Source organism: Micromonospora sp. NPDC050200 (assembly GCF_040656135.1).
Taxonomy (GTDB): Bacteria; Actinomycetota; Actinomycetes; order Mycobacteriales; family Micromonosporaceae; genus Micromonospora.
In genome coordinates, this window is record NZ_JBFALG010000002.1 from 289,212 (window position 1) to 302,800 (window position 13,589).

General features: G+C 68.5%; 15 protein-coding genes and 1 pseudogene. 11 read left to right on the top strand and 5 right to left on the bottom strand.

Going from position 1 to position 13,589, the window contains the following annotated elements:
* Positions 1-85: 85 nt before the first annotated feature.
* On the top strand, positions 86-256 hold the full coding sequence (locus AB0I41_RS02855; RefSeq protein ID WP_357101112.1) for a hypothetical protein: 171 nt from the start codon (positions 86-88) through the stop codon (positions 254-256).
* A gap of 289 nt (positions 257-545) precedes the next feature.
* On the opposite strand, the gene AB0I41_RS02860 is transcribed toward AB0I41_RS02855, so the two are convergent.
* A complete protein-coding gene (locus tag AB0I41_RS02860) occupies positions 546-911 on the bottom strand; it encodes a nitroreductase/quinone reductase family protein (RefSeq protein ID WP_357101114.1) in 366 nt (121 codons plus the stop codon).
* A 424-nt stretch (positions 912-1,335) separates the two neighbouring features.
* Here AB0I41_RS02860 and AB0I41_RS02865 point away from each other — a divergent pair, with 424 nt between their 5' ends.
* Entirely contained in the window at positions 1,336-2,190 is an 855-nt protein-coding gene (locus AB0I41_RS02865; protein ID WP_357101116.1) for a GIY-YIG nuclease family protein, read from the top strand.
* 29 nt (positions 2,191-2,219) lie between these two features.
* Positions 2,220-3,257, top strand: coding sequence for an HNH endonuclease (locus AB0I41_RS02870; RefSeq protein ID WP_357101118.1), 1,038 nt, complete (start codon positions 2,220-2,222; stop codon positions 3,255-3,257).
* Positions 3,258-3,401: 144 nt separating this feature from the next.
* On the opposite strand, the gene AB0I41_RS02875 is transcribed toward AB0I41_RS02870, so the two are convergent.
* Together AB0I41_RS02875 and AB0I41_RS02880 are read right to left on the bottom strand one after the other, a co-directional pair.
* A complete protein-coding gene (locus AB0I41_RS02875) occupies positions 3,402-4,094 on the bottom strand; it encodes a very short patch repair endonuclease (protein ID WP_357101120.1) in 693 nt (230 codons plus the stop codon).
* 176 nt (positions 4,095-4,270) lie between these two features.
* Complete coding sequence (locus AB0I41_RS02880) at positions 4,271-5,575, bottom strand: DNA cytosine methyltransferase (protein ID WP_357101122.1); 1,305 nt, start codon at positions 5,573-5,575, stop codon at positions 4,271-4,273.
* A 116-nt stretch (positions 5,576-5,691) separates the two neighbouring features.
* Here AB0I41_RS02880 and AB0I41_RS02885 point away from each other — a divergent pair, with 116 nt between their 5' ends.
* The gene (locus tag AB0I41_RS02885) at positions 5,692-6,114 is read left to right on the top strand and encodes a DUF4259 domain-containing protein (RefSeq protein ID WP_357101124.1); all 423 of its coding nucleotides are present in this window, start codon (positions 5,692-5,694) and stop codon (positions 6,112-6,114) included.
* Positions 6,115-6,204: 90 nt separating this feature from the next.
* On the opposite strand, the gene AB0I41_RS02890 is transcribed toward AB0I41_RS02885, so the two are convergent.
* Positions 6,205-6,999 carry an inositol monophosphatase family protein gene (locus AB0I41_RS02890; protein WP_357101126.1) on the bottom strand — a complete coding sequence of 265 codons (795 nt, stop codon included), beginning with the start codon at positions 6,997-6,999 and terminating at the stop codon, positions 6,205-6,207.
* Positions 6,996-8,024, bottom strand: a complete 1,029-nt coding sequence (locus tag AB0I41_RS02895) for a DUF5919 domain-containing protein (protein ID WP_357101128.1) — start codon at positions 8,022-8,024, stop codon at positions 6,996-6,998. Before AB0I41_RS02895 ends, AB0I41_RS02890 begins: the two co-directional genes overlap by 4 nt.
* A gap of 238 nt (positions 8,025-8,262) precedes the next feature.
* Between AB0I41_RS02895 and AB0I41_RS02900 the strand changes: the two genes are divergently transcribed.
* The 7 genes and pseudogenes from AB0I41_RS02900 to AB0I41_RS02930 form a co-directional block, all read left to right on the top strand.
* Entirely contained in the window at positions 8,263-8,478 is a 216-nt protein-coding gene (locus tag AB0I41_RS02900) for a hypothetical protein (protein ID WP_357101130.1), read from the top strand.
* Between the two features lie 8 nt (positions 8,479-8,486).
* The gene (locus AB0I41_RS02905) at positions 8,487-8,762 is read left to right on the top strand and encodes a hypothetical protein (RefSeq protein WP_357101132.1); all 276 of its coding nucleotides are present in this window, start codon (positions 8,487-8,489) and stop codon (positions 8,760-8,762) included.
* Positions 8,759-9,694: an FAD-binding oxidoreductase gene (locus AB0I41_RS02910; protein WP_357101134.1), complete on the top strand. Its 936-nt coding sequence runs from the start codon at positions 8,759-8,761 to the stop codon at positions 9,692-9,694. Before AB0I41_RS02905 ends, AB0I41_RS02910 begins: the two co-directional genes overlap by 4 nt.
* Positions 9,694-9,993: a hypothetical protein gene (locus AB0I41_RS02915; RefSeq protein ID WP_357101136.1), complete on the top strand. Its 300-nt coding sequence runs from the start codon at positions 9,694-9,696 to the stop codon at positions 9,991-9,993. Before AB0I41_RS02910 ends, AB0I41_RS02915 begins: the two co-directional genes overlap by 1 nt.
* A 163-nt stretch (positions 9,994-10,156) precedes the next feature.
* Positions 10,157-10,906, top strand: coding sequence for an SDR family oxidoreductase (locus AB0I41_RS02920; protein ID WP_357101138.1), 750 nt, complete (start codon positions 10,157-10,159; stop codon positions 10,904-10,906).
* A gap of 561 nt (positions 10,907-11,467) precedes the next feature.
* Positions 11,468-13,069 (top strand): DHA2 family efflux MFS transporter permease subunit, encoded by a 1,602-nt coding sequence (locus AB0I41_RS02925; RefSeq protein WP_357101140.1) that lies wholly within the window; start codon positions 11,468-11,470, stop codon positions 13,067-13,069.
* A gap of 143 nt (positions 13,070-13,212) precedes the next feature.
* Positions 13,213-13,544: pseudogene (locus AB0I41_RS02930) on the top strand (enoyl-CoA hydratase-related protein); the annotation flags it as partial.
* Positions 13,545-13,589 lie beyond the last annotated feature (45 nt).

The window sequence follows — 13,589 nt, forward strand, 5'->3', positions numbered from 1 at the left end:
GCACCACCACCCGGTGCCTTCACCCTCGTTGGGCTCTGGAGCGATGGCTCGCAGAGCGGCTGACCACGGTCGAGGGGGCCCAGTGATGGATGATCGGGCCGACTGGGACGACCTGCGCGAGCGCCGGATGGCGGAGCCGGGGGCCGCCGAGGCGTACGAGGCGGCCCGGATCGCGTTCGAGCTGGGCCAGACGGCGCGGGAGCTGCGGTATCGCGCCGGCCGCATGGTGCTCCGCCGACGGGCGGCCCGCCCGTGAACACATCGGTGCCGGGAGACATGCTGGTGCTCGAGGTGCAGCAGGGCCTGCCGGTCGCCGTCACGATCACCGGCTGATCCGCTTCGCGCCCGCAAAACCACCCGCCATGGTGGGCGCGAGGGCGTGATCTGCACGGGGTGCTGGTGCGCTGACGCGCCGGCTCGGGCGGCGGAAGACCGGGTGGTGTACTTCGAGCTGACGCCTGCCGAGAATCGGAGGATCACGTCGGACAAGCGGCCTGCCTACCCGTGATCTGTCGTGCCTGCCTCGATCCCGGGCCGGTTCCGCCTCACGGTCGGGACTCACCCAGCGCGACCTGAACGGCGACGTCGCGCTTCGGGTAGTGCGCCTCCACCTGATCCGCGCCGTACTTGGCGCGAAACATCTCCACGATGTGGTTGACCCGGTCGGCGTCGGTGATCGGTGTGGCGCTCGTGCTCAACGCCGTTCCGTTCGAGGCCACCTGGACCATCGGTGTCCGCCGTACGTTCTTGTACCAGTCGCTGTCCGAGCCGGTTATCGGAACCAGGAACAGGCTCGCCTCTTCCTGCACGAACCACACGGGGTGCGAAATCTGCCGTCCGGTCTTCCGGCCGGTTACGGTGAGCTCGATCTCGCTGACGCCCTCAAGGGCGTCCCTGACGGCTTCGTTCACGGTGTCCTCCGTCAATTTTGCCCGAACTGCTCCCGCTCCCAGGCTATGGGCCTTCGCGGGCGCTTGCCGCAGGATGCGAGATACCAGCAGTAGCGCCCGTCACGGGCACCTCACTGGGCGCACGACCCGCCGCGTGAGCGTTCGTGGCTACTGCCCCGGCTCTCGATCGCCAACTCGAGAGGCCGGCCAGTTCCGACGGTTGCGTCAGTATCGTCCGAAACATATGAGTGTCAGGCGGGGCCGACGAGTCGTCGTGCTGGGCACCAGCAGCTGCCGGTGTCGTTGAGGTGACGGCGCTTGGCCCAAAGTAGTTCGGCTAGATCGATGCGGCGGTCGAGGGCAAAAGATCCGGTCTGGTGGTTGGCTCCGGAAGCCTCGCATGTCAGACTGCGGAACTCGGATTGATGAGTCCTCGGAGGTGGCGGTGACGGACGAATGGGCGGCTGAGTTCCGACTCAGCATCACCCAGGCGCTGGCCGATCAGTTGGAGGCCACTCTGCGACCGCTCAAGCCCGCCCCCTTGACAGCGGCGCACCTCTCCGCGGTTCTGGGGCGTCCAGGCGTGTACACGCTGTTCTTCAACGGTCAGCGCGTCTACGTCGGCAAGGCCGCCAAGTCGCTGCAGGACCGGCTGACCCAGCACCTTCGCAAGCTATCCGGTCGTACCGGACTCGACTCCGACGCCGTCCGGTTCGTGTGCGTCTACGTCGACGAGGACCTCGACGCGGCCGCGCCCGAGAAGCTGCTCATCAAGAAATATCGGAAACACGACAGCATTCCCTGGAACACTAACGGCTTTGGCAACAAGGACCCGGGACGCAATCGTGACACGAGCATGGTCAAGGCGGCGCACTTCGACGCCACCTATCCCATCGACCTTGACCACGAGTGTCGACCGCAGCCAGGTGCCCAGCCACTCGCGGCGATTTTGGAGGCGGCCAAGGGCCAACTGCCCTACCTTCTACGGTTCGACAGCAACACGGAGGCCAAGAAAATCTACCGGGACACCTCGTTGAGCGTCCTCGGCCAACCCATGACCGCAAGGAGCCTCGCGCACCAGCTCATCGCTGCTCTGCCCACCGAATGGCAACTGACCGCGTTGCCCGGCTATCTCATCCTGTATCAAGAGCGTCGACGGTATGACAGCGCGCTCGGCTGGTGGCGACGTGAGTCAAACGGTCAAGTCGTGTACACCCCGGGTCCCCGCCAGTTCGCCGCAGGCCCCGTGAACGCGGAGGCCGCCGACCAAGGCACGGGTGAGACCGAACTCGACGCGTAGCTCAGGCCTGCAGAGAGGGACCGATCTGGGTGCCAAGCGTCAAGGAATACGTGGAGATCCGCCCCACTTCCGCCCGTGAGCAGTGGTGTTCCATTCTCACCCGCACGCCGGCCACGGTCGGCCGGCAGGTGGCGTTCCTCCCCGTCGAGACGCTGGCCTGCCTTGCCGCGAGTCTGATCGTCAACCATCGAAAGTACGGTGGCTCGACCGCTCACAAGGCCGAAGAGCCCGTACCCACGCTCGCGCGCCTGTTCCAGAGACCCAACAGCAGTGTGCTGGCGAAGATGGCGAACCTCGATGGCAGCAGACGCAATGGCGCGAAGCACGAGATCGAGGTAGCCGCCCACCTCCTTGCGACTCCCGGGCGTCTCAGTGCTGTCTACCGAGTCATACTCGCTGCCGCGCGGGACGTCGGCATCGGCTCAGAAGGACTGCCCGACTTTCTCGAACTCGCCGACGACAACTCTGAACTGCACCTGCTCGGTCAAGACGAACTCGACAGAACAGAAGTCGAGGTCACCGTACAGTCAACCTCGGCGTGCTGGCTCGAGTCGCGAGCCGACCTCGACGAGCGGACGACAGAGCGGCTACTCGTGGCCGCCGTACGAGTCGGTCAGCACCGATTCGCCAACGAGGTGCTGCGCAACCACGGACACCGGTGTGTCTTCTGTGGTCTCTCCGTCAACCTGGCAGGTAGCAGCGCAGCCCGGATGTTGGTAGCCAGCCACATCAAGCCGTGGCGGGCGAGCACCCACGCCGAGCGGCTAGACGCGCGAAACGGCCTCACCGCCTGCCCAACGCATGACGTCGCGTTCGACACCGGGCTGATAACCGTCAACGGCGGCCTGCGCATCCACCTCAAACACTCTCTCGCGGCCGCCGTTCACACGGACCCGGCGACCCGGGCCGCTTTTGGCCGACCGCCATTGGCTGACCGTCTTCTCCTGCCCGCCGCCGCCTTGCCTCCGCGCGCCAAATACCTGACCTGGCACCACCAGCATGTCTACCGAGAAACGCCGACACCCACGCCACCACTCTCGAACGAACGGCGGCGTTCGACGGCTTAGGCAGGCTGATTGTTGAGACGTCGGTACCGGTCAACCACGCCCGGTCCCACAGGAAGCATGGCGGTCGGCGGACCGAAGCGACTACCCGATGGACCTCCGGCCGGTTGTGCTTGACCGGTCGCGCTGGCGGTAGTCCCCCTCGGCTCAGCCCGGATCCCGGCCATCGGCGGATTCGGCCTCTGACCTGGCCGTCGGCGCTGTGTCGCTTGTCTTGCCCAGCATTCCCGGACGAGATGGCCGAGTAAGGACCGCCCGGCGAACCACTTCTTCAACGCGATTGGCGGCCCCCGTGGGATCCTCGTGTTCCCAGATTCGGATCACGGTCCAGCCGGCGTCGGCGAGTAGCTGGTCCGTTTCCCGGTCGCGAGCGCGGTTCCCGTCGATCTTGTCGCGCCAGAACTGGTCGTTCGCGCGGGCGGGGCGATAGTGCTCGGGGCATCCGTGCCAGTAGCAGCCGTCAACGAATACCGCGACGCGGACGGCAGGGAACACCACGTCGGCGGTGCGGCGCAGAGCGGGCAGTGGTCGAGCGTTGACCCGGTATCGCAGGCCTGCCTTGTGTAGGAGCGAGCGTAGTCGCCGTTCGGGGCCTGTGTCGCGAGCCTTGTTGGCGCGCATCACAGCACGCACGGCCGGGCTCTTCGCCCAGGAGGTCGCGGCGGTCTCTGGCGCGGTCAGAAGCCCCCGTGCCCAAGCGAGCCGCCACCCCTCGGCCAGATTCTCGGCTCGGGTGCCGTGCTCGACCTCGCCGAGATATCGGGCGGGTGAGCGCCCATTATCCGACCACCGCAGATATGCCCGGATCCGTCGGGTTCGCGGCAGTAGTTTGAGTTCCACGGACGCGCGAGCCTGGCGTCCATCGCCGAGATCGACCCACCGCCGGTCGGACCCGCCGGCGGCCCGGTCTTGTTCAGCCGACGCCGCGCTCCGACTGCGGCCCTTTCGCCCCTTCCAGGCTCTCGGATCCGGGGGCTTGTCAGCCCAGCGCTGGTCGGGCCGGGTCGACGATGACATCACCGTTGGCTCTCGGCCTCGTCGAGAGCGGTGGCGATGGCTCGGGCGAAGAACTCACCAAGCACGACGGGCACGGCGTTGCCGAGTTGGCGCATTTGCTCACCCCGAGGGCCGGCGAGCTTCCAGTCATCGGGGAAGGTCATGACTCGCGCTGTCTCGCGTACCGTCATGTATCGATGTTTGTAGCCGTAGGGCGAGCCTTCGAGCGGCTCGGGCAGCAGTTCGTCGGTCAACAGCACCGACTCCCCGCCGGGTACGCCATGCACCCCGGCTTTGACTGTCTTCGCCGGCCGGTCAAGCTCGTTCGGGGTGTGGCCAGCGTAGATACGCGCGTCCGGCCAGCCGATGTGATCGGTGAACCCACCGAGCCGGTACTCCCGCCGGTCGAGTCTGTCCCAAGGCACCGGGGGTAGCGGGCGCTGTCCGTCAAGCCCCTTAAGCGCGTCCCGCAGAGTGCGCCACGGCAGCTTGCCGTCGTCCTTCGGGGGAGTGCCTGGCAGCCGGGACATGACACGCCGACGTACGTGATCGGGGACGTCCGGGTGTCGCTCCCAGTAGGAGCCGTCCAACATCGAACGGATCAACGCGGTCTCTGAGTAGGGTGGGCGCACGGCTCGCTTGAAGCCCTCGATGTCGACCCCACGGTCCGACCTGAACGCCACGATGATGATCCTGTTGCGGATCTGCGGAACGCCGTAGTCGGCAGCGTTCACCGTCGTGGTCACGACCTCGTATCGCTGCTTCGGGTCTGACGGCTCCTCGGCCAATCGCTCTCGCAGCACCTCGTCATGCTCACGCCAGGTAGCGCCGTCGTCGCGCTCCACGAACGGCAGTCGCAACTCACGCTCGATGTACTCGAAATACGGTCTGAAGGACGGACGCAGCAAGCCGCGGACGTTCTCACAGATGACGGCCTTGGGTTGAATCTCGCGGATGGCGCGGAACATCTCCGGGAACATGTTGCGCTTGTCCTCATCACCCCTCGCGACGCCGCCCAGGCTGAACGGCTGACAGGGTGGCCCCCCGGCCAGTAGGTCCACGCGATCCCAAAGGTAGCCGAACCGGACCCCGCTCACGTCCCCCTCGACCAAGGGCCACCGCTCACCAGCGGAGGGAACGCGCTCGCTCTCGCCCCTCGAAGCCGCAGCGTTGGCCTTGAGCGTGTCGCAGGCGTACTTGACGAGCTCGTTGACCAGCAGGGGCCGGAAACCCGCTCGATGGACGGCCATCGCCAGACCGCCGCCACCGGCGAACAACTCCACCGAGGTTTGGTCTCCGACTGGCTCCCCTGGCAGATCAAGCATGGCAGAAGCATACCGCGGACCTGTTGGTCCTTGGTAGTGACACCCCCACAAATCCCGAGCCCGAAGCTGAGTCACCCGAGCGATGTGGTTTGGTTACGCGATTCAGAGGGGGAGCGATGGCGACGTGGCAGGTCGGTCCGTTCGACAACGACGACGCGGTCGAGTGGTGCGGCGCGCTGGAGAGCCGCGCGCCCGACCAACGCATGGATCTCGTGCACGACAGCCTCGAGGCAGCTGTCTTGGCGGGACGCACCCTCGCCCCGCAGAACGCAGCTCGAGCCATCGCGGCAGCCGCGACCGTGCTCCAGTCCCTCACGGGCATACCGCCGTCGGAATCGGCCTACGCTCCGCGATTCCTCCTCGGCCGCCGAGACGTTCGGGTAGCTCCATCGCTGCGAGATCTGGCCATACGCGCGCTCGACGCAGTACTGGCCGACGGGTCGATGTGGCGCCTGCAATGGGCCGAGGACATCGAAGAGGAGGAGGCGTTGAGGGTCATTCAGGAACTTCGGATCACCCTCACCTCCGTGAAGCCATAGACCTGGGGCCACATGCAACACCGCTGGACTCCTGGCCAGAGCTTTCCGGCCGGCGTCGATGGCAACTCCCGGCAACCGGAGGTTAGATTCTCATCCCGACGGTGCGACCTCATTGATCAGCTCAAGCACCTGCTCGGCCAAGGCGGGAGTGATGCCGAGGGTCATAGACGAGCGAGGGCTGTGGCTGCTTCCGTCACGGTCGACGACGACGGCACCCGCCTCTCTGGCGATGGCCGTGCCGCCCGTCATGTCCCACGGATGGTTGGAAAGAGTGAGCGCTGCGTCAATCCTGCCTTCCGCCAGCCAGGCCAAATCGAGCGCCGCCGTGCCGGTCATCCGCACTCGTTGCACTTCTTCAGCAAGCCGCGCTGTCAGGGCGAGCCGCATCCGGTTCTTGGCGTCGGCACCTGCGCCCACGGCGTAGTCGCCGATCGCCACGATCGCGTCGTTGAGTCTGTTGGTGGCGCTCACCCTGATCGGCTTTCCGTTGACCGTCGCCCCGCTGCCGTGGGCGGCGGCGTAGCGGTTGCCCAGGAAGGGCAGCTCGATGACGCCGAGGACCGCAGCGTCATCGTGCAGCAGCCCCAGCGAGACCGCGCAGAGCGGGATGCCTCGCACAAAGTTCGCCGTCCCGTCGATCGGGTCAAGCACCCATTGCATCTCGCCCGCACCGTGGACTCCGTCCTCCTCGCCAAGAAAGCCGATCTCGGGGGTGGCGTCCCGGAGGAAGGCATGGACTTCCCGCTCGACCTCATAGTCGAGCTGCGAGGCGAAGTCCCGGTCTCCCTTAGCGGTTAGGGCGCCCGGGGATCGGTGCCGCATCATCTCGGCCGCCCGAGCGACCGCCCTCTCGGCGACAGAGAGCAGGTCGGCATAATCGCTCACAGCTGCCGTCCCCGCTCCCATTGCGTCTCGAAGAACTGCTCGAAGACCGGATACAGACAGGCTCGATCCTGCCGCCGCCTGACGAGGAAGGCGGGGGAGTCCACCCCGCGACTCTCGGGTAGGTAGGGCTGGGCCACGCAGACGTCGTCGGCCAGGACCACGTTGAAGCGCAGGGTGTCGTCGTAGACGGCCAGCTTCATGTGATCACGCAGGCTCTCCGGCAGCCTGTCGCGGACGCGCATGAGCGTCTCAATGTTGAGCTTGGTGAGCCCGGAGAGCTGACCCGCTGGAAAGCCTTCCTCCGCCTCGCGTGCCTCGATGGCCGATCCGGCGGGATCGAGGAACAGGCAGCTGATCCTCCCACCACCCTCGATCAGATCGCGCCATCGGCTGTCAGCGAAGCCCTGGGTCAGCAGGTTGAGTGAGAGGCCGACGGCACGTACTCGCTTCACCCCACCTAACAGCAGATCGGGCGGCAGGTGGGTGGAGAACTCCGACCGGCTCGAAAAAACAGCTACGAGGTCACCGAGCCGTTCATCGCCGTGCGCGGGTGTAGCGGGTCGGCCTGTCAGGGTTGGCAACGCGAGAATGACGTCTCCTGGAGGAACACTCGTCGTCTCCCAGGCGGAGACGTCATCAGCGCCCGGCTGCCAGGTCAAAGCCCTGCCCAGGAGGGCAGCGAAGTCTTCCGCGGTCACCCCGAGGGCCTGGCGGGCCCGGGCTACCTGCTCTCGGGCCGTTGCCGCGAGATCAGGTCGGTCCGTCGGCAGGTCGGGCGACACAGCCGAGGGGACGTGAACCGCCGACGAGAAGCGGGTCCGTGCTTCCGGTGCAGCCTTGCTCAAAGCGGTGTCGAGCGCGGCCTGCATCTCGGGGCGGGGAGTGACGTCAGCCCCGCAGGCTTCCCACTTGGACACGGTCCGTTCCGCTACGCCGAGGTGCGTAGCGAAGTCGCGGATGCTCATCCGGAGGGCGTGGCGGAGCGTCCTGGTCTCCCGGCCGGTCCATCGCTGCACGGTCGTCATCGTGCCCCCTCAGCTCACGTCGAGGTAGGTCATCGTGCACCTTATAGGCAGTAGGTGCAGTGCGGTTACCGCCTAGGTGCAGCCCGTAGTCATTCTGGTATCCGAGCTGCTCGTCGAGGGTGGACGCATGGCCCGGGGCGGGTGCCGGGCTCCGGGAGTTCGCGTCCCCCGTCGCGCACCCCCGTCCCCGCCCGCCCCGGTGCCACTCCACCTCCCCAGACGCCAAGGGACGACAACCATGAGCGCGGCCGTAGCAGACTTCCCCGTCCTCACCCCGGTCACCGACGAGGACCTCACCCTCGCCCTGCGAGCCCTCCGCATCCACACCCCGGAGAGCTGGCCGGAGGGCGAGTTGTGCCGCAGCGAACGCGTCCCGTACCCCTGCCGTCTCGCCCGCTGGGCGAGCGCGACCATCGAAGCCGCCGGCCTGACAGACCAGGACGCGTGGGTATGACCGTGGACGTGACGACAGTCGTGAACCAGTGGCTGCGGCTGGTCGTCGCGGACGCGGAGCTGTCGCCGTACCTCATCGGGGTTGATCTGGACCGGCTCGCCGCGCACCTCGGCGCGAGCGTCACCGCCGCGAGCGGTGACGAGCCGGCGGCGGACGCCTGGGCGGGCCTCGGCCTGTCGGAGGCGCAGCGGCGGCGGATCGCCGACTACCTGGTGGGGGTGCTCTGGGCGCTCGACCTGCCCGGCGATCAGATCGACCGGGTGCGCAAGGCGGTGTGCGGGTGAGCGCCGCCGACGACCTGCGCGACGCGCTGCGACCCCGGCTCGCGGCACACGACGCCCCACTGCTCCTCGACGCCCTGCGTCAGCTCGCCACGGGCGCGGAGCCGACGGAGCGAGCCGCGCTGCTCACGGTGCTCGGCCGCGCCTTCCGTCACCACGACCTGTTCCCGCACGCCGACCTGATCGCCGGAGCCGCGGGCAGCAAAGTACCGGCCGAGGTCATGAGACCGGGCGATGACGGTCCGCCGTGGTGGCCCGCCGAGGTCATCGCCCACGACCGGCCGTGCGACACCATCGCCATCCTGACCGTACGTCCCTGGCGTCGCCTGCCCCACCGCCCCGGCCAGGCCGTCCCGGTGTGCACGCCGCGCCAACCCGGCCGCTGGCGCTGGCTTTCCCCGGCCAACGCCCCGCGCCCCGACGGCACCTTCGAACTGCACGTCCGCGCCGTCCCCGCCGGGTCCGTCTCCCGCAGCCTCGTCCACGAGGTACGCCCCGGCGAGCTGCTCCACCTCGGCCCACCCCGCGACACCGGCCTGCACCTGCGCGACGGTGACCTGCTCCTCATCGCCGGCGGCACCGGCCTGGCCCCGCTGCGCTCCCTGGTGGAGCAGGTCGTCGCCGACCCGGCCGACAGAAGGGTGACCCTCGTCGTCGGCGCCCGCACCTTCACCGAGCTGTACGACGCGATCACCCTCGACCAGCTCCAGCGCGCCCACGACTGGCTGACCATCGTGCCCGCCCTCTCGCACGACCCCTGGGCGGAGGAAACCGAGCGCGGCGACGCGCTCACCATCGCGGAGAACCACCACCGGCAGGGCCAGGACGTCCTCGTCTGCGGGCCGCCCGCGATGCTGGCCGGCGCCCGGCTGCGGCTGCTCGCCGCCGGCGTGCTCGACGACCGCATCCACCTGCCGAAACTGCCGGAGGCGTGATGGCCGTCTACCGCAGCCGCAACGCCCTCGCCGGCCCGCTCACCCCGGACAGCCTCGCCACCGTCACCCTGCCGCGCACCCCGCCCGGCCGGCGCGGCTACCGGCCCGGCGACGTCGACGCCCTGGTGCACCGCCTCGCCTACGAGCTGCACGACCGCATCCGCGAGCGCGACCAGGCGCTCGCCGAGAACCAGCGGATCAAGAACGCCCTCCGGGCCTGGCAGTCCGCGCGTGTGGCCGACGAGGCGTGGCCACAGCCAGGAGCGGAACAACCCACCACGAGAGACGGTTTCGCGTAGCGGACTTATCCGGAAAGATCCACTGTGACTAGCGCAAAGCGGGCTGCCGTTGTTAGCCTGACGTGTCGACCGGCGACGATGTCATGTGGTCGCGACGGCAGGAGACGAGCATGGCGAGACGATGGGAAGAGCCCGGTCGGCCCTACCGCGAGAAGAGGGAGCCATGACCGGTCAACTCGCCGACAAGAACGTCATCGTCACCGGAGGGGCCCGGGGAATCGGTCGCGGCATCACCCTCGGGCTGGCCACCGCCGGAGCGAATGTCGTCGCCTGCTACCGGACCGAAGGCGAGCACGTCGATGCGCTCGCCCAGCAACTCAAGGAAACGCCGGGCACCCACCAGCTGATCCGGGCCGACGTGACCGACGCCGAGGACGTCGAGCGGCTCGTCGGCGAGGCCCGGAGCACCGACCGGACGCTCCACGGCCTGGTGCACAACGCGGGGGTGATCAGCCAGGTGCCGTTCGCCGAGCTGACGCCCGAGGAGTGGCACCGGGTGGTGGACACCAGCCTCACCGCGGCCTACCTCGTCGTCAACAAGACACTGCCGCTGATGACAGCGGGCTCCTCGGTGGTGGCCATCGGTTCCAAGGTGGCCATGGTCGGGATCCCGCAGCGGGCACACTACACCGCGGCAAAGGCCGGCCTCGTCGGGCTGATGCGCTCGCTGGCCAAGGAACTGGGCCCGCAGGGCATCCGCGTCAACGTGGTCGCGCCGGGCACGATCGAAACCGAGGAGGCGGCGCGAGTCTCGTCCGAACAGCGGCGGGCATTCGTCGAGCGCCACTCCCAGAGAGTCGCGTTGGGCCGCTACGGGCGGCCGGCGGAGGTGGCCAATGCGGTGGCCTTCCTGCTCAGCGACCAGTCCTCCTACATCACCGGGGAAACCCTGCACGTCGACGGAGGCATCTGAGATGGTCATCCGCGTCGCAATGCCGGCCGAGATCCGGCCCGGCATTGAGGAGTAGTTCCCGCGCAGCGATGAGAAGCTCGCCCACGGAGCGAGCACCGTGCCAAAGCCACGCCGCCCAACCGGCGCTTAGTCTGCCGCGGGGCGGGGAGTCGTCTTGCGCTCGGGCACACGGATGATGTCCGTGTCGATGCCCTCTCGCCGGGGGACGTAGAACCAGCCCTCCTCGGTGTCCGGGTCGTCTTGCAGAGCCCCCGGTGACGCCGTGTCAGGTCGGCGCGTCCGGGGTCCCGGGTGGGTAGCCGCTGACCGGTCGGTGGTGAATGCGCGCCGGCTGGTCATGTCTTCGCCGCCCTTGCCGTTGTCGTCATGCCCGCCACCGGGCCGGCCGTAATCGTCCTCACAAGTCGAGGCGCTGAAAGCTAATCCAAGGGCGGACTGTCGGCAGCGGCGGTTAATCTGCCTGCGAGCGTCACCCCTCCGCACGTCGCGCCTGCCCATCGGCCGGGGCCGCGCCGCCACCACCGCTCACCCGTTCGGTCAGATCCGACTTCAGGAGAATTCGTGACACAGCAAGCTGTCGCGGCGCCGCAGCCTGTCCCGACATCGGACAAGCTCGACGCCGCGGTTCTCAAGGTGGCCGGCGTCGTCGTGCTCGGTGCGATCATGTCGATCCTCGACGTGACGGTGGTCAGCGTCGCGCTGCCGACGTTCCAGAACGAGTTCGGCGTGTCCTACGCCCGCGTCGCGTGGACAATGACCGGCTACACGCTCGCGCTGGCCACGGTCATCCCGCTCAGCGGGTGGGCTGCCGACCGGTTCGGCACCAAACGCCTCTACATGGTCGCCCTGGCGCTGTTCATAATCGGGTCCGGTCTGTGCGCCACCGCCGACACCATCGGGCAGTTGATCACGTACCGCGTGCTGCAGGGCCTCGGCGGCGGCATGCTCATGCCGATCGGCATGACGATCATGACCCGGGCGGCGGGGCCGCACCGGATCGGCCGGTTGATGGCCGTCCTCGGCATCCCGATGCTGCTCGGCCCGATCGGCGGCCCCATCCTCGGCGGCTGGCTGATCGACGTGGCGAGCTGGCACTGGATCTTCCTGATCAACCTGCCGATCGGCGTCATCGCGCTGATCTACGCGCAGCTGGCCCTGCCGAAGGACAACCCCCAGCCGTCGGAGTCGTTCGACTTCCTCGGCATGCTGATGCTTTCGCCGGGGCTAGCCCTGTTCCTCTACGGCGTCTCCTCGCTGCCCGAGGCCGGCACGTTCGCCGACCCCAAGGTGTGGGTCCCCATGCTGATCGGCGCCGCGCTGGTGGTGGCGTTCGTCCTCTACTCCTTCAAGCCGCAGCACCCGCTGCTCGACCTGCGGCTGTTCCGCAACCGCCACCTGACCATCGCTGCGGTGACCATGTTCGTCTTCATCATCGCGTTCATGGGCGCCGGCCTGCTGTTCCCGAGCTACTTCCTGCAGGTGCGCGGCGAGTCGACGCTGGCCGCCGGCCTGCTGATGGCGCCACAGGGCATCGGCGCGGTGCTCACCATGCCGATCGCCGGCATGCTGGCCGACAAGGTGCCGGTCGGCCGCACGGTGCCGTTCGCGCTGGTGCTGATCGTCGCCGGGTTCTTCACCTTCACCCAGGTCGACCCGAACACCTCGTACGTGCTGCTCTGCGGCTCGCTGTTCGTGATGGGCCTGGGCATGGGCGGCACGATGATGCCGATCATGACCTCGGCGCTGAAGAGCCTCACCGGCCCCGAGGTGGCCCGCGGCTCCACGCTGGTGAACATCCTCCAGCAGATCGGCGGCTCCGTCGGCGCCGCGGTGATGTCGGTGATCCTCACCAACGAGCTGAACGGCTCCCAGCAGATCCCCGGTGTGACCGATCCGAGCGGCAAGCCGGCCACCGAGGCCGGGCTGGCCATCGCCGCCCAGCAGCGGCCGGAACTGACCCAGCAGTTCCCGGTCGACCCGTCGCTCATCGAGCGCGGCCTCCACTTCGCCGCCAGCTCCTTCGCCACGACGTTCTGGGTGGCGTTCGCGCTGGTGCTGGTCACATTCATCCCGGCCGCGTTCCTGCCCCGCCGGCGTGAGCGGTCGCACCTGCTCGACGACCAGCAGGGAGAGCAGGGGAAGACGCCCGTCGCCATCCACTGAACGGGAGGTGTGGTCGATGCTTGCTGGGCTGGAGGCCCGGCCGTCATCATCGGTACGGCGGCGAAGTGGGCCACCGTCACCGAGGGCTCCTGGCCGTGGGCGATCGTCGACGAGGCGTACCAGATGCGCTCGGACGGTCCGGTTTGCCCCGGCTGATCGGCGAGAGCCGGGCGACGGATCTGATCCTCACCGGCCGCCCGGTGCCCGCCGAGGAGGCGTACGCGATGGGCCTGGTCAACCGGCTGGTCCCGCCAGGGGCGGCCCGGGCGTAGGCCGAGCGGCTGGCGGCGGAGATCGGCATCCGCAGACCTGCCTGCGCAACGACCGGGCCGCGCTGCTGGCCGGCGGCGGCCGGCCCGAGCCGGAGGCGATGGCGACCGGGCTGGCGTACGGGACGGCGTCGCTGGCCACCGACGCGGCGGCCGGGGCGGCCCGGTCCACCGCCGGCGCCGGCCGGCACGGCGCCCCGGATTGAGCGAAGGTTGAACGGCGGGTGGCCCGGGAGTCCCGGGCCACCCGC